A 16,216-nucleotide genomic window follows, 5' to 3' on the forward strand; every position below is an offset into this window, starting at 1 on the left:
AGTGCCATTATTGAAGAATGACTCTTACTTAGTGTCGATTAGTCATCTCATATCTTTTACTAGTCTATCCTATCCGCTGTTAAACTCTTAATTATACTGTTTCTCAACCCAGTCTCGGTAAGAACCATCCATAACGGCCTGCCACCAAGCTTCATTATCCAGATACCAGCGCACTGTTTTACGAATACCGGTTTCAAAAGATTCAACAGGAGAATAACCAAGCTCGGCAGTGGTTTTTGCTGCATCAATTGCATAGCGCCTGTCGTGACCGGGTCTGTCTTTTACATAGGTAATTAACTTTTCAGTTTGCCCTGCTATTGCCTTTTTCGCTTCTGGGTACTTAGCTGCCAACGCTGAATCAACGGTAAACTCCTGCTCCAAAAGTTCGCAAATCAGCTTCACAATATCGATGTTGGCCCATTCGTTATGGCCACCAATGTTATAATTTTCACCCACCTTCCCTGCATTCAACACCAACTCAATACCACGAGCATGATCTTCCACATAGAGCCAGTCGCGAATTTGCTGGCCGTCTCCATAAATAGGTAACTGCTTATCATGCAGGATGTTTGTAATAACGAGTGGGATCAACTTTTCAGGGAAATGGTATGGACCGTAATTATTAGAGCAGTTAGAAGTAGTGACATTCAAACCATAGGTATGATGATAGGCACGTACTAAATGATCTGAAGCCGCTTTAGAAGCCGAGTAAGGAGAGTTAGGCGCATAAGCGGTCTCTTCAGTAAAAGCGGGCTCATCGGCTGTTAGAGTGCCATACACTTCATCAGTTGAAACATGATGGAACTTGTGCCCTTCTTTCACCGTTTCACCATCTAACCAGACCGTTTTAGCTGCTTTTAATAATGCATAAGTGCCAAGTATATTGGTTTCAATAAAAGCATCAGGCCCGGTAATAGAACGATCAACATGAGATTCCGCAGCAAAGTGCACCAAAGTATCAATATCGTGTTCAACCAGCAGCTGCTCCACAGCCTTTGTATTACAAATATCACCTTGCACAAATACAAGGTTTGCATTGTTCAAAACAGGTTCAAGGTTCGCTTTATTCCCTGCATAGGTTAGCGCATCTAATACCACCACTTTATCGTTAGGGTATTGCTCTAACCAATAATGCACAAAATTAGCGCCAATGAACCCGGCACCACCTGTTACCAACAAACTCTTACTCATAACGAATCCAACAATTTAATCAATAGAGCCATGGGGCTTTATCTAATAGGGTTCTACAGTTTTAACGGGCTAACTCTTTATTAAAAGACACGCCGCTCAAGTAATGAGAGCAGATACTCGCCATAGCCACTCTTGCGCAAAGGTTCGGCAATCTCTCTCAGCTTGACCTCGCTGATCCAACCGTTACGAAAGGCAACCTCTTCAGGGCAGTTCACTTTTAACCCCTGACGCTTATCAACCGTGGCAATAAACTGAGCCGCCGCTAACAAATCGTCATGGGTTCCGGTATCTAACCATGCGGTCCCCCGCCCCATCACTTCAACATTTAACTCATCAAGCTCAAGGTAACGCTCAATCAAGTCAGTTATTTCAAGTTCGCCACGAGCGGACGGCTTCACCTCTTTAGCAAACTGCACAACGCGTTTATCAAAAAAGTAGATACCAGGCACGGCATAGTTAGACTTAGGAACAGAGGGCTTTTCTTCAATAGAAACTGCCTTACCAGACGCATCAAATTCAACAACTCCATACGCCTTAGGGTTAGCAACATGATAACCAAAAACCGTTCCACCTTCGGGCTGAGCAGCCGCTCGTTTTAAAGAAGCGGGCAAATCATGTCCGTAGAATAAGTTGTCACCCAGCACCAGAGCAGCAGCAGAGCCATCTAAAAACTCTTCGGCCAGAATAAAAGCCTGCGCAAGCCCGTCGGGTGAAGGTTGAACACAATAAGATAAAGAGACACCAAACTGCTGCCCATCTCCAAGCAGTTCTTCAAACCTATGAATTTCAGTAGGCGTTGAAATAACAAGAATCTCGCGTATCCCAGCTTGCATTAGTGTGGCAAGAGGGTAGTAGATCATTGGCTTATCATAAACCGGCATCAGCTGTTTACTAACAACCTTAGTTAGCGGGTAGAGACGTGTTCCGCTCCCTCCAGCTAGTATAATTCCTTTTGTCATTTATTCCTCAGAAACATGTAATACATAAACAATTCCCACCAATACTAAACTTGCCACTCAACATCGCGACGAACGATGTTTGCGGGATTACCTACAACTAAACAATTGGTCTCTTGAAACTTCTTACTAACGACCGAGCTTGAGCCAACAATGGTCATGTACGGCAGTTCGGTCCCCTTTAACAACACAGTATTACAGCCAATCCAACAATTATCTCCGATAGTGATAGGCTTTGGACAATTAGTTTGCCTAGAATCACCTACTGTATAAATTTTATGGAAGTCCGTATCCATGATCAATACGTCCCAGGATATTAATACGTTACTTCCGATTGAGACCGACTTTGACGAAACAATTGAACTTTCAGCAGTAATGTTCAAGTTATCACCAACAATTAGCTTTCCATCTATTGATAACTTTGAGCCATGACCGAATTTAGCAGAACCTAAAAATACAACATCACCTGTAACATTCCATATGGTTCTAGACACCTTTTTGTCGAAGATACTACAGTCACCAAACCCCAACGTTATTCGCTTTGTGAAGTCAGAGGGCAATGAAACTGAACCCTTCACGGTTTTCAACCAAACACGGTGAGATAAAATCACTGGGAATTTTATAGCTGTAGCAAAAGAAAAATAGTAGAAATTAAAAAATAACGACTTTGGAAGTCCTAATAAAACGTAATAGATTTTCTTCATACTAACACCCTGTATTCACGATTTTTTTCGGCGAAAACGCTTAACCGATAGAAATGTTATTGCACTTGTTAAATGCCACCAAAAATGTCGAGAAAGTATTTTTTTATTTGCATGAGCAGCCAAGTGCAGAGCTTTATAACCAGGAAAGAATGTAACGGGGATATTGAAATCCCTCCGAGCTCTGTAGCAAATATCAACGTCTTCACAGTACATAAAGTAGCGCGTATCGAACCCTCTCAGAAGCTCATAAATTTCGACGCTAAATAGCAAAAATGAGCCAGCGGCCCAATCAACATGGGTTACGTCATCTATTTTATCTTTATCGTAAATAGTTCTATTTCTAAAACCTAAAAATGAACTCATAAAATCAAACAACGAGGGGAATCTTCGAATGGAATTATCATAATGTGTAAAACTTTGATCTCGAAATAGGTTCACAGTTGATATTCCAGAGCCCCGTGTTACCACATCACTTATAAATAATCGAAGCTCACTACTGTCAACCTTAACATCTGGATTGAGAATCAAGAACAAATCTTGATTACGCATACCAAGAGTACGAGCGTGGGCGAAAGCTAGATTATTGTTGTGGCCGAAGCCAAGAGGCTTGTGATTATACAGGTAATCAACGTTATTATCTTTGGACCAATCACACAGCCGTTTTTCCCGTATGTTGTCTATTACAATAACCACAAACTGAGGTTTCGACAAATGCTCTAAGCAGCACATCTCTTCAATAATTTTTCCATGTCCATGAGATACAACTGCAACATATACCACTTCCGAAAAGGTATTTTTTTTAACTGACATAGAATTCAACGCTCAAGTTCTGTGTATATAGCATAGACTTCGTTAGATACCTCATGCCAATCGAACTTATCTAGTTTAATTTGGGTTTTTTTATAGTTAGCAGTCATCATCGAGTCTACCAGTTCTGATAGTGGCTCCAGATTATCAAAGTCATCGTCAAGTAACACGCCCAAGTTAGGCTCAGAACTAAACAGCTTCGCGAAATCGCTGACCCCTTTATTAGTGATTACTTTAATTCCTGAGGCTACATACTCTCCAAATTTAACAGGGCAGCTTACTGACGTTAAAAGGCCGGGTTCTCTCAAACAAAATCCGATGTGACATTTTTGATAAACTGCGGGCATATCTTCAAATGCGACCTGTTCAATAGAATAGGAAGAAATTGGCAACCCAACCTTTCGAGCAATAGCATCAAACTTGTCAGTGTCCTTGGTACAAATATAAAGGTGAATATTAGATGAATATTTAAGATACAAGTACTTAAACAATTCCAGCGTTTGATGAGGTAAATGCCATCCCAAGCAGGAGCCACTGTATATGAAATTCACACAGCGATCATCAACGGCCTTTCCTTCGGGATTATATAAATTTAAATTTGTAGGGTTGCTTATATTAAACACATCAGATACATTCTTACCAAACTCACTAACCACATAATTAGTAAAATTATCGGAGACAGTGAAAACTTTGGATGCTTTATCAACCAACATTCTTTCTGCTTTTTTAAGAAGCCAAAACTTAAACGAGCTAGTATGAATTTTTCCGACGCTTACTGTTTCTTCTGGCAATATACCACGCATGTCAAATATATATGGCTTACGACGAAAAAAGCTTAAAACAAGTGCGATACAGGCCGCCCCATAACTCCTAGCATGGATCACATCATAATCCTTTCTTTTCAGCAACTTAAACATTGTAGGCACTATATCGAGCACGAAAGTGAAAACCGACTGGCTGTCGCGAAGCCCCTTTTTGAACTCGAGAGTATCTGTAAAATGGCCAATTTTATTTTCCGTGGAAATCCGATTCTTAATGTAAATACTACTGTCTTGCTCCCCCTCTTTCAGAGTAGAAGTAAGAATATACTTCACACCAAACCGATCATGTAGAGTTTTAAGATTCTCGACTACTTGCGCCTGCAATATGCCTGTCGAAAATACATTTTCGTAAGTGAGGTATAAAACTTTCATAGACCGCCCATTGGATAATTAAATTTTTTCAAATCAGATTTCAACATGTTAGATAAGCGGATATTGCTAGCTGCATAAGAATCGTGAATTCTCTTGAGTTGATTGTCAGTATATTCAACATGTGCTGGCTGTCCAATTTTTCTAATAAAATTCTTTAAAAAGAGAAGCAAGCTTCCCGGAAGAAGTGAGTTAATATTGACGAACCGGCCTAAAGAGCTTTCGTAGATTTTCTTAACAAACAAATAGAGGGTTGATTTGGGGTGATTCGTATGTTTACCCGACACCAAAGAAAGTACCTCGTCTTTGTCCAAACCAATAGTTTCCGAAATCTCTGCGTAGAATACATTAGGATCGAACTTCAACAATTCGAAAGGAATGACTTTCACTGACTGGACTCCAAAAACCTCCTGATACTTATACACTATCTCATCATAATTAAGAGCACCTGACTTATACAATATCGAATCACTGAAGTTAGCAATAAATTCGGAAAACGACACACTAGAATGCTCAAAACCAGCATTAAACCAAGACTTAACAAAATCTAGCTGATTGCGGATTACAATTATTATTTTAGCATCAGGATAAAGCTTGCCTAGATCAGTAGCGACAGAAAACAGGCTAGTCGCCACTTTTGGGTGCGTGTAGTCTTCATTTGAAATTAAAAGAGTATCCTTCTCTTGTGATAACAAATTAGTATTTAAAACACCTTCGTCATTTTCAAATATAAAATCATTTAAAGCATCGAATTGCGTAGATTCAACTTCCTTACCCCAATATTCTATTCCTTGCAGCCGACTAAACAGATACCGCTGAAGAGTTGTAGTTCCAGTTTTCGGAAATCCAACATGCACAATAACATTTCTCATTTACAAACCCAATCTTTTAAAGTTACAACTCTTCTCACAACAAAACTTAGAAACAAGTAAAGACGCCAGCGTCGAATATATTATAAACGTCGGAGTGGGATCGCTGACAAATAAATAACCAAAAAGAAAAAACACTAAACTAAGTAAGCAGTTTTTCTGAGAAAACGAACGTTGAGATGACAATATATTCCTAATTGCATTGACAAAAACAAACACAGTGAACATTAAGCCAAAAACCCCAAAAACCAAACCAATTTGAATTATAATATTCTTAGGAGAATATATAGAATTAAAAGCATTAGGTAAACCCAGCATATAATCCAACTCCGAGTTACTCCCCCAGAATATGGCCAAGGCGGATTCAATGTATTCTTTATAATATAGCGGGTAGGATTTGCCGAAGCCAAGAGGATACGAAAGAATCATTTCAAGGCCCGCCACACCTAAAACCAAGCGACTTAGTGCACTGGAACCTGACTCATAGTTGGCAAACGTCATAGAGAAAGCATAATTGAAATAGTTAGAGTTAATAACCAGAAATAAGCATGGGAGAAGTACAAGGCCGATTTTGAAGAAAGAGCCCAACCTTTTCAAGGTACTCTTGTTTGATGCAAGCACTAAAAAAAGTGAACTAAGAACAAATGATAGGGGAATTAGGAATATAGATGATTTAGATTTCACTTCAAATAGAAGATATGCAAATACACAGCACATAAAAAATGACGAATAGGAGCCAAGTTTACTTCTAGACACAAAAATTGAAATGACGCAAAAGTAGAACAGAATCGCAATTCGAAAAGAGGATACAGACGGTTCCTTGTCCAATAAAGGCAAGCGCCCAAAAAACTCTTTAGATTCTACGACGTTATAAAACCCAGAATAAGGCAAAATGGATGAAACAGTCAACAGCCCTATTAATAATGTAATCGAGTGGCAACTCAAAACCAAGCTCAAAAAAACATTGACATTTAGATTTCTGAATATGAATGTTAAAGAAACAAATAAAATTAAGTATGAAAAAAAATAGTAGAGAACTATTAAAATGGTTGAAACAGAAAACGTATTACCAAAAGAAATGGTAGAGCAAAGAAAACCTACGACAGTCAAAATAGCTCCGTAAGCAAATAGAGTTATTATGCTGGCGATTTTTTTCCCTATTCGCATATCTAAAACATTGGAATGATACATCACGAACAAAGTAAATATCACTAGGCACAGTATATGCGTATACCTGCCTGGCACAGCCAAATTAGTAAACTGGATGCTAAATAAAATCAGCGCATACAAGTAGGTAACTTTTAACATTGTAAAATCAAACTTTCCAATGTTAAATGTCGAGAAGTGCGATATCCATTTCTGAAATCATGAAGAATGTAAGCCTCCCCCTCAAGGGTAATAACTCGTTTACTAAACATATAACCCAAGTGTTCAGTAGCCGAAGTCTTGTATTTACCATACCCATCGAGATTATAGATGCCAATCAAAAAGTCCATATCGGCAATGGATTGAAAAAATGCCTTAAAGGGAATATGCGACGTGTTATAGTTAACAAAATCATCTAGACCTACCGCGTGAATTTTCGAACGGAACTGTTCCCACTCTTTTCCACTACACTTCCCTATCAAATTAATCTCCACCTTATCAGAAATTAACTTATCTTTATCGAGATTTAAAATAAATTCGTAGTTTCGCTTTTTTTGTGAAAATGCGCCCAAAACCCCAAATTTAACACTATTACTTTTAGGTGAACGGCTTCGAGATACTATATTTTCTTTCTGGGCCAGAAATTTAGTATTGACAGACCTAGAACTAAGCCAACCTCTCATACGTTCACTTAAAACGAATATATTACCTGCTTTGCACAAGAATAGTCTTCCGAGAAGAATTCGGTATAAATACTTTTTAAATTTAACTGGCTTACCTATATCCGAAAAAGCATCTGCATTGTGCATCGTAAATGAAATTTCACGGCCCATCATTAGAGCAGTTAAAGCAAAAATGGCTGCTTTAGGAGTTTCAAGTGTATTGAAGTAAAATATATTATCTCTCGCAAATATAACCTGATACAAGCAAACCAAATACGATAGCTTTGACACACTAACATTTTCTCTAAAAGGAAAGTCTGACTGTATATTTTTTTCTGTTGTGTAGACCACTGTATCTTTATCACTGACAAAGTCAGAGTATTGATTAATTATTTCCAAGTGGTAATTGTTAACCTCAATAACAACCACTCTATTGGAGTTAATTGAAAAAGATGTCGAGTCTAATGTTTTACCGAAGTTACCTAACAAACCGTCTTTTAACGCCTTAATCAGAATAAAAAATCTTAACAACTTTTGAGAATCATACAGTACTATACCGCCGAGCAAAGACATTAATTTAACAACCCTTTTGCTCAAGCCGGCAAAAAATTTATCTGGGAAGTGTTTTTTAAGAATCAGAAGGTAATTTCGCGTATCATAATAATACCGAATAATGAAGCGATCCAATTCATTCCTAGTACTTTTCCGACCCAAGAAGGATTTAACTGTATTGTTATTGCTGGCACCCCCTTTTTTGTGCCGAACGACCACTGATGAGAGGCAAGCCAGCTTGTATCCTTTTTTGATCGCAACCAAACACCAATCAACTTCTTCCCCCCACATAAAGAATCGCTCATCCATTAGCCCGATATTTTCAATTACTCTAGAATGCAATAGCATTGAAGCCCCGTAGATATACCCTTCCACACTTTGTATATCTGAGGTTGCGGGGGCTGTATTGTGAGCCCCAAAGCTACTCCACGAAAGACGGTCGGTGCCACCCATAGATTGAATTGCATGAGGCTCGGCCAAGTCGACAACCTTAGTTCCGAGCAATGTAGTACTCCAATTAATTTGAGATTCAAAAATACGCCTTACACAGCCTTTCTCTATAACGGTGTCGTTGTTCAAAATCCATACAATGTGGTCTTCACCACTATTCGATATTTTCCTAAGGGCTATATTATTAGCAGCAGAAAATCCAAGATTTTCCTTTGCCTTAACTAGACTAAATAATTTCAGCCTTGATGGATTATTCTCAAAATTATTTTGCTTGGAAAAATAAACTGAATCAGGTATGCCTTGAGCATTAAACTCAGTTACCCCCCATTTTTTGATTGCTTCATAGGGAACCCAGTCAGGACTATTATCAACTACGATGACTTTTACATCATCGCTAAAACCAGAATCACCATATATACTTTTGACACAATTAATTGTGTCTTTGTAGTTTTTATAATTTATAACCACTACGACTATAGATTCTTTCATTCCTGCGACCATATTTTATCAAAAGTTGGCGAGATTATTTCTGCACCCAGTGAGTTTAAATGGTTATCGTCCAAGTAAATAGGGACACCATCTAATTCAGTAATGAAACCCTTGTCCGAAACCAAATATCTTAGAGGGTCTAGGATGTTAATGTCACAAGATTGCTGAACACCTTGGATAACAGACCAAGTAAATGAATTTCTTTGCTGATAATTAGTTTCACTTAAATACAAATCAGGTTTATTTCCGAACATACTTTTTCTAAGAACGTAATTATGAGCGTCTACCCCTATCTCTGGTATTGCTTTAACCCAGAAAACTGGCCTACGCTTTGAAAGCTCACACAAGTCGAGAGTTAAATTGCGACGAAAAGCATCCTTATAGCTGTCATTAAATTCCTTAAATCCGTTTATAAATGCATAAGGACGTTCAACTTCTGAGGCTTCATTAAACCCCAGTGGGTATAGATTTATACGAGAAATTATCACAACCGGTACATTATCATAAGCTCTAGACAACAGGTTATAAACACTATCCGTAAATTCTTGGCAGCGACTTCTATTTTTTGCTCGGCTTTCAAATTCTCTGAAGGGAATACAGCCATACGCGCTCGCATTCATGATATGCTCTGCGTCCTTTCCTTTCATTTTACTAAGCGAAATTGCAACGCTTGGTAATATCGATTCAACGTGACTATCGCCTATCAATATAACTTCTACATCAGAAACTTCGAGTGTAATTGATGTACAAGTTTCTACATAACTGTCATACCTTACATCACAGGTATTGGCTATTGCATTCTTCAACGAACTTGGGTAATCATTATAAGACTTATCCTGATATTCAAATATAGAGAGTCCAATTTCAGAGAGTCGTTGTGGTAACCCTTTCGCCGTGTACACAAAAAATGAAAAAGCTAAACAACCCAGAAATAAAGCTGGTAAAGCCCAGAACCTAACATCGCTGACTTTGGCGTGCCTCATTTCATTGAATGGGGTTTCTACTAACCTGAAGCTAATCCAGCCCAGAATAACTGACAAAAGTATGCCTGGATAGATGAACCAATCACCAAGTTCAAAATGTTTATTGAGTACTACTACGGGCCAGTGCCACAAATATATTGAATAGGACCAGGTGCCTAATAACTGCATGCACCTTGCGTTAATCAAGCTTGTATTTAAAGGGGATGAAACTAAAATCAACAAAGTTCCACATACAGGAAAGATCGTACCAAATCCGGGCCATGCATTCTCATTGGAAAATGCAAACATTGAGCTTATGACAATTGCCATACCCACTATCGCATAATTCCTACTAAGAGCCACATGCCATCCCCTTAAGTACAACCAGGCCACCCCTCCAGCCATTAGTTCCCAAGCCCTTGTCGGGAGATAGAAGTAGGACAAATCTGGCCATCTATCGCCCGAATATATAGAAAAAGACATCAACACGAACGTTGCACACGCGAACATAACCTTGAAGTACTGCTTAGAACTCCATTTATCCAAGAACATCAGCACTAGGGGGTAAATAATATAAAACTGCCATTCAACCGACAACGACCAGGTGTGCAATAGCCAGTTCTCACCTGAATTTGTTGCGAAATACCCCGCTTGTTTGGCAAAAAACACATTCGAAATAAAAGTTAGGCTCGTGATAGAATTGTGAGCTAAATTGATAAGCTCTGCAGGAGTGAAAAAAAACCATCCTAACAATAACGTACCCATGCACGTGAAGCACAAAGCAGGAACTAAACGAAAAAATCTTGCTTTATAAAACCCAATGACGCTAAATTTTAAACTATCCCTCTGCTCGATTATTATTCCTGTCATTAAATAGCCAGATATAACAAAAAAAACATCTACTCCAACAAAGCCACTAGGTACCCAATCATTATTAAAATGATAGAATACGACTGACATCACTGATAGAGCACGCAGAAAATTGATGTCTTTACGAAATTTCAATATAATTCAACCCTTTAAAATGTTATCGAAAAACATCATCTATAAAATAATTTAAGCTTCTTAAAAGCCGAATACAAAAACTGCTCCAAGTATCTTAGTATATTATAAAGGCTCTTCTTTTCAGATATATCAAGGCACTTACTATAAAATATTCGTCTTTTTTGAAATACTGTTAAATTATTAGATTCTAGCAATCTTTTATATAGCTTGACAAAATCTGACTTTAACATAGGGTTGAGGCTACTGCCCACAGGAGCGCTCACACCTGAATCACTATATTTTATTGAAACAAAGTCACAGAATTTTATATTTATGTTATTTTCCAGTGCTTTAAGAAAAAACGGATAATCCTCCAGCAACCTGTAATTTTCATCGAAACCTCCGAGCTCATCGTATATTTTCTTCGTAAAGCAAACACTAGCCCCCGATATAATATTCCCTTTAGTAGCAATATATTTGTATAGATTAAGTTCATTTTTTTCTTTAAAAAGGGGTTTAAAATTATCTGAAGGCTCTATTCGCATTTCTTTTGTCAATGACTTATCGCAAACGGAGCGCTTTGTAGTAATTATTTGGCTAGCACCAGTTTCAAACTCTCTTGTCACTTTAGATAAAACAGAGTTGTCATAAAAAGCATCATCAGCACTTAATATTACTATAATATCCGATTCTGTACGATTTATTGCTCTATTGAACGATGCAACAGTCCCTATATTACTTTCATTGATATTAATAGCCGTTCTTACGCGACTTCCCTGACTCCATTTCTCTACTGTGGACTGTACGAATTTATAATTAAAATCATGCGTCCCATCATCTGTAATGGAGAATTCAACTTCTCCGACCGTCTCTAGATTTTGTTTAAACACAGACGCAATGCAGTTCTCTAACAAATCCCAATTATTATATGTAAGAGTTACAATAGCTAAAGATGGCTTTTTCGACTCACTCATAACCTATTCCCAAAGACTCCAAAAGCAATCTCTTTAAGCTGATGATATTTCGTTAATAGAAGTTTAATTTTCGAAGAGTTCACATTTAGAGTTCCCAACTTCTCTAGCGAATAACATATAAATATCAATGAAACCGCAGATCCGACAAGCAAAGAAAGCAGTGAAGAATAAAAACCTGTAAAAATTATTAAAATCGAGGCTAACAGTAGCCAAATAGATAGAACTTTATTCTCTCGACTAAAACCAAACCCCCACAAACCTATTACAATTCTATAAATCAAAAGAAAGTAAATAAAATAACTCACTGCAAAAGCGTAGCCTGTACTATTAACCCCCCAGAACTCGAAACCTAAATATACCAATGACACATAGAGAACATTCCATATTACTTCTGTCGCCAAGAACAGTACACTCTTAGCCTTAGCCAAGATTACAAAAGCTAAAGCCCAGCTGATTAACTTGAATACATCTCCTAGTATTTGCCACCTTAGAATCTCTGATGCAGAACGAAATTCAGATGAGTACAAAAGTTCAATAATGTATTCAGAAAAAGTTAACATTATAATGAAAACCGGTGCGGCAAACATTATAGCTATTTGAGTTTGATCATTTATTAATGAAGTAACTTTGTTTTTATTCTGGATTACTTCTGTCAACCTCGGAAAGTAATCAGTTCCCATAGACGCAAGAATAAAACCAACGTAAGTTATAGATATTGCCCAAGATGCTTGAAATATTCCGACAGATTCTGCTCCGTAGTTTTCCATTATCAGGTATCTCACCAAAAACTGGTTCCCGGTAGTTATCACTCCCGAAAGCATAAATACTACACCTAATGACAGCATTAACTTGAAGCGACTGAAAAAATCAGTAAAAGATGCTCTATTGTCACTATTAAAGCTTAATTTTGGTGTATATTTATACGCAATTAGGCATGTAATAATCGGTACAAAAATCACAAATATGGGAATGCTTTGTTTACCATAAAGCCAGATAGTTAGACAGCCCAACACCGCGGAAATAATCGAAGAGTACACTTTGACTTTAGCCAACTGCGGTATTAGCCTAAGGCCTTGCAGCTGGGCCGTTTGAGATGCTCCAATTAATGCAAAAAAGACTCCTATGCTAATTAATTTAACATCAAATGAACTAACGCTACCGTTAAACACATAGCCTGCAATCTGATGAGAAAATATAAGACCTATAGATAACCCTAACAAGCCTAATACAAGATGCACAGAAAACAGCGTAAACCTGACTGTATAAAATAACTTTCCGTCATTCAAATCAGCTGCCAGTTGCCTTGCCCCAGACGTACGTAAGCCAAGCCCCAACGCTGTAGACCATGCCACCATGATCGATGTCAATAATCCCGCAACGCCGACACCTACAGGCCCAAATAATAGTGCTAAAAATTTTATCTTCAGCAAACCAGCTACTATTGACAGAAAAGATGCTCCACCTATCAAAGATGTCGCTCGAAGTATTTCCTTCTGGTTAGCATTACTCACAAACTAAGTCTCCAAGTACTCACTCAATAGAAGCTATTACATGCATCGATTACCTTGGAAACCTCAACATCAGTTAAAATAGGACTAATAGGCAAGCTCAATACTGTTGAATGGAGACTTTCTGCAACAGGTAACTGTTTTTGCTGAAATTCGGGATATGCAGGTTGTTGATGAGGTGGGACTGGATAATGAATTAAAGTTTCAATGCCACTATCGGCTAAATGCTGTTGAAATCTATCACGCTCGTTTACATTGACAACAAATAAATGCCAAACGTGTGATTTTTCATCAAAAACTTGGGGTAAGTTTACAAGCTGATTATTTATTTCTTTTAAATAACGAAAGGCCACTTGCCGCCTTTCACTAATTTCCTGATCTAAAAATTTCAGCTTCACCCTCAACATTGCGGCCTGAATTTCATCTAATCTACTGTTAGCTCCTTTATAAACATTGACATATTTTTCCTTAGAACCATAATTTCTTAAAATTCGCACTGTTTCCATTAAGTTTACATCATTTGTCGTAACAGCTCCCCCATCTCCAAGCGCACCTAAGTTTTTACCTGGATAGAAACTAAAGCCCGCCGCATCACCTAGCCCCCCAACTTTTATCCCAAAATACTCAGCGCCATGGGCCTGAGCACAGTCCTCTATGAGCTTTAGACCAAATTTTTCACTCAATGATGCTATTTCTTTAATCTCTGTAACTTGACCATACAAGTGAACTACTAAAATCCCTCTAGTCTTGTCACTAATAGCTTTCTCAATATTTTCTGCGCTAATATTAAATGTGGCAGGATTTGGTTCCACAAGAACAGGTTTCAGGCCACTCCTAGAAATTGCCAAGATAGATGCTATGTACGTATTAGATGGCACTATGATTTCATCACCATACTTAAAGATTCCCATCTCTATATATGCTTGAAATATTAGGACTAAAGCATCTAAACCATTCGCAACACCCGCGCAAAATTTCGTATCACAATAATTTGAAAATTCTTTTTCAAAGCTTTCGACCTCTCTTCCCAAAATGTACCATCCGGAATCAATAACCCTAGAACATGCACTCTTAAGTTCAGCTTGATATCTTGTGTTAACTGCAGTCAAATCGAGAAATTTGATCATTTATCTTTACTCTTAGTTAAAAAGACTCTTGCCAAAATATCATTTGAACCATCCATATAGTCATGGATAGTTTTACCGGAGTAATCCGCAATATCGGCTTTAGCTCCTTCAGAAATCAAATAAACCATTAGATCGAAATCACCTTGTTCGACACAATAATTTTTTGCGTACATTAATACAGTCGTGCCATTCACATTTTGGTCATTTACATTTGCACCAATATCGACGAGATATGACACAGTTTCTAACTGGCCATTATAAGCCGCAACTATTATTGCCCCCCATCCTTTTTCATTTTTTTCGAACAGTAAAGAAGGGTTCAACTCAAGTATCCTTATCACTGAAGGAAGGTTACCTGACGCAGCCTCCTTGAGCAGTAAGTCTAGCTCATCGACTATCAACATTACGTCATAGTCCACAGTAGACACTTTGAGAAAACTTTCAGCCTCCTCCAAAACTACTCCTGGCCGGCATTCACTTTTAGAGTTCAGGATCTTACAAAACGATATACTCTTTCCTTTAAATTTTAACAGTTGATAACACCTAAAAGAAAAAGCCCTAACATTATTATAAACTTGCCACGCTGTCCTATTTAAATCTAATGATAATTTACTATAGTCAATGCTCGACTTTGAAAAATACGTGCTACCTTCATAATTTTGACGTTCTGCTACATAACTATTATTTATCAAACTTTCTAAATTATTTTTTACTAGTTCGACCCCTACATCTACGTAATTCAGATATAATAAACGGGCGTTCATGATGTTATTTATACATATCTTTCTTTGATCTATTATATCTCCGGTATCAATCCCCGAATCAATACTATGCAGAGAGACTCCACTATAAGACTGACCATGCAAAAGAGGCAGAGCAGACGTATACATTCCTTTATACATAGGAAGATAAGAGAAATGAATATTAAACAATCCTACACAGGAGAATTTTTCAGGAGCAATAATTTTGTCAAATTCCAAGGAAAGAAATATAGAATTTGAAAGCAAAAAACTCTCATCGAGAGTTATCATTTCCACCTTATTATCTTTACAAAATTTTTTTAAGGAACGCTGCCAGCTATGTTTACCATCATCCGATTGAGCTGGTATTACTTTGATATTTAATTTGGCGTATTCAACCAACAAATACTCAATAACTTGAACTGGCAGTTCATTTTTTCCAGCAATAATTATAGTGCTGACCTTACTCATCTGAAATTAACCCCAAGAACTTGTCATAATCCCTAATATAATCATTCTCATCATAATACGCATCGGCCAATACAAGTAGAACGCAATCCTCCGAAAAGTCAGTCATTTCCCTCCAAATAAAAGAATCAATCATAAGCCCTTGAGCAGGGTTATCAAGTAGCACATCAACTTTCTCTTTACCATCATCTAGTAAAAACCTGCAAGATCCTTTCACTGCAATTGCAAGTTGCTTCAATTCCTTGTGAGCATGAAACCCTCTAGTTACAGATTCCTTTGTATTAAAAACATAATACACTCGTTTTATTTGAAAAGGGATATTCAAAGACTGTTCTAATGATACCAGCGCGCCCCTTTCGTCACCATGACTTTGAAGCTGAATTAGATTAACATTCATCTCTTACGACCAATTTAGTTCTACAAATTGACAAAAAATT

Annotated in this window: 13 protein-coding genes; all 13 read right to left on the reverse strand. The window is 37.7% G+C overall.

Annotated features, from left to right (window positions below):
* Window positions 1-87 precede the first annotated feature (87 nt).
* Window positions 88-1,191, reverse strand: coding sequence for a dTDP-glucose 4,6-dehydratase (gene rfbB, locus NAF29_RS10610; RefSeq protein WP_251261539.1), 1,104 nt, complete (start codon window positions 1,189-1,191; stop codon window positions 88-90).
* A gap of 80 nt (window positions 1,192-1,271) precedes the next feature.
* Window positions 1,272-2,150 carry a glucose-1-phosphate thymidylyltransferase RfbA gene (rfbA, locus tag NAF29_RS10615; RefSeq protein ID WP_251261540.1) on the reverse strand — a complete coding sequence of 293 codons (879 nt, stop codon included), beginning with the start codon at window positions 2,148-2,150 and terminating at the stop codon, window positions 1,272-1,274.
* Window positions 2,151-2,194: 44 nt separating this feature from the next.
* Window positions 2,195-2,851 carry an LbetaH domain-containing protein gene (locus NAF29_RS10620; RefSeq protein WP_251261541.1) on the reverse strand — a complete coding sequence of 219 codons (657 nt, stop codon included), beginning with the start codon at window positions 2,849-2,851 and terminating at the stop codon, window positions 2,195-2,197.
* A 15-nt stretch (window positions 2,852-2,866) separates the two neighbouring features.
* Window positions 2,867-3,661, reverse strand: a complete 795-nt coding sequence (locus tag NAF29_RS10625; RefSeq protein ID WP_251261542.1) for a glycosyltransferase family protein — start codon at window positions 3,659-3,661, stop codon at window positions 2,867-2,869.
* A gap of 5 nt (window positions 3,662-3,666) precedes the next feature.
* Window positions 3,667-4,851, reverse strand: a complete 1,185-nt coding sequence (locus NAF29_RS10630) for a glycosyltransferase (RefSeq protein ID WP_251261543.1) — start codon at window positions 4,849-4,851, stop codon at window positions 3,667-3,669.
* Complete coding sequence (locus tag NAF29_RS10635; RefSeq protein ID WP_251261544.1) at window positions 4,848-5,720, reverse strand: sulfotransferase; 873 nt, start codon at window positions 5,718-5,720, stop codon at window positions 4,848-4,850. The genes NAF29_RS10630 and NAF29_RS10635 overlap by 4 nt, the downstream gene beginning before the upstream one ends.
* A gap of 1,298 nt (window positions 5,721-7,018) precedes the next feature.
* Window positions 7,019-9,016 carry a glycosyltransferase family protein gene (locus NAF29_RS10640; protein WP_251261545.1) on the reverse strand — a complete coding sequence of 666 codons (1,998 nt, stop codon included), beginning with the start codon at window positions 9,014-9,016 and terminating at the stop codon, window positions 7,019-7,021.
* A complete protein-coding gene (locus tag NAF29_RS10645; RefSeq protein ID WP_251261546.1) occupies window positions 9,013-10,983 on the reverse strand; it encodes an acyltransferase family protein in 1,971 nt (656 codons plus the stop codon). The genes NAF29_RS10640 and NAF29_RS10645 overlap by 4 nt, the downstream gene beginning before the upstream one ends.
* A gap of 35 nt (window positions 10,984-11,018) precedes the next feature.
* A complete protein-coding gene (locus tag NAF29_RS10650; protein ID WP_251261547.1) occupies window positions 11,019-11,936 on the reverse strand; it encodes a glycosyltransferase in 918 nt (305 codons plus the stop codon).
* Complete coding sequence (locus NAF29_RS10655) at window positions 11,933-13,447, reverse strand: O-antigen translocase (RefSeq protein WP_251261548.1); 1,515 nt, start codon at window positions 13,445-13,447, stop codon at window positions 11,933-11,935. The genes NAF29_RS10650 and NAF29_RS10655 overlap by 4 nt, the downstream gene beginning before the upstream one ends.
* A 23-nt stretch (window positions 13,448-13,470) precedes the next feature.
* Window positions 13,471-14,571 (reverse strand): DegT/DnrJ/EryC1/StrS family aminotransferase, encoded by a 1,101-nt coding sequence (locus NAF29_RS10660; RefSeq protein ID WP_251261549.1) that lies wholly within the window; start codon window positions 14,569-14,571, stop codon window positions 13,471-13,473.
* Entirely contained in the window at window positions 14,568-15,782 is a 1,215-nt protein-coding gene (locus NAF29_RS10665) for a formyltransferase family protein (protein ID WP_251261550.1), read from the reverse strand. Before NAF29_RS10665 ends, NAF29_RS10660 begins: the two co-directional genes overlap by 4 nt.
* Complete coding sequence (locus NAF29_RS10670; RefSeq protein ID WP_251261551.1) at window positions 15,775-16,176, reverse strand: sugar 3,4-ketoisomerase; 402 nt, start codon at window positions 16,174-16,176, stop codon at window positions 15,775-15,777. The genes NAF29_RS10665 and NAF29_RS10670 overlap by 8 nt, the downstream gene beginning before the upstream one ends.
* Window positions 16,177-16,216 lie beyond the last annotated feature (40 nt).

Origin of the sequence: Echinimonas agarilytica (assembly GCF_023703465.1) — a bacterium.
In the GTDB taxonomy this organism is placed as follows: Bacteria; Pseudomonadota; Gammaproteobacteria; order Enterobacterales; family Neiellaceae; genus Echinimonas; species Echinimonas agarilytica.

Excerpts from the sequence above, each read along its gene's own strand:
- NAF29_RS10635 (WP_251261544.1), bottom strand. The coding sequence starts at position 5,720 with ATGAGAAATGTTATTGTGCATGTTGGATTTCCGAAAACTGGAACTACA.
- NAF29_RS10650 (WP_251261547.1), bottom strand. The coding sequence starts at position 11,936 with ATGAGTGAGTCGAAAAAGCCATCTTTAGCTATTGTAACTCTTACATAT.
- NAF29_RS10625 (WP_251261542.1), bottom strand. The coding sequence starts at position 3,661 with ATGTCAGTTAAAAAAAATACCTTTTCGGAAGTGGTATATGTTGCAGTT.
- NAF29_RS10660 (WP_251261549.1), bottom strand. The coding sequence starts at position 14,571 with ATGATCAAATTTCTCGATTTGACTGCAGTTAACACAAGATATCAAGCT.
- rfbA (WP_251261540.1), bottom strand. The coding sequence starts at position 2,150 with ATGACAAAAGGAATTATACTAGCTGGAGGGAGCGGAACACGTCTCTAC.
- rfbB (WP_251261539.1), bottom strand. The coding sequence starts at position 1,191 with ATGAGTAAGAGTTTGTTGGTAACAGGTGGTGCCGGGTTCATTGGCGCT.
- NAF29_RS10620 (WP_251261541.1), bottom strand. The coding sequence starts at position 2,851 with ATGAAGAAAATCTATTACGTTTTATTAGGACTTCCAAAGTCGTTATTT.
- NAF29_RS10630 (WP_251261543.1), bottom strand. The coding sequence starts at position 4,851 with ATGAAAGTTTTATACCTCACTTACGAAAATGTATTTTCGACAGGCATA.
- NAF29_RS10670 (WP_251261551.1), bottom strand. The coding sequence starts at position 16,176 with ATGAATGTTAATCTAATTCAGCTTCAAAGTCATGGTGACGAAAGGGGC.
- NAF29_RS10665 (WP_251261550.1), bottom strand. The coding sequence starts at position 15,782 with ATGAGTAAGGTCAGCACTATAATTATTGCTGGAAAAAATGAACTGCCA.
- NAF29_RS10640 (WP_251261545.1), bottom strand. The coding sequence starts at position 9,016 with ATGAAAGAATCTATAGTCGTAGTGGTTATAAATTATAAAAACTACAAA.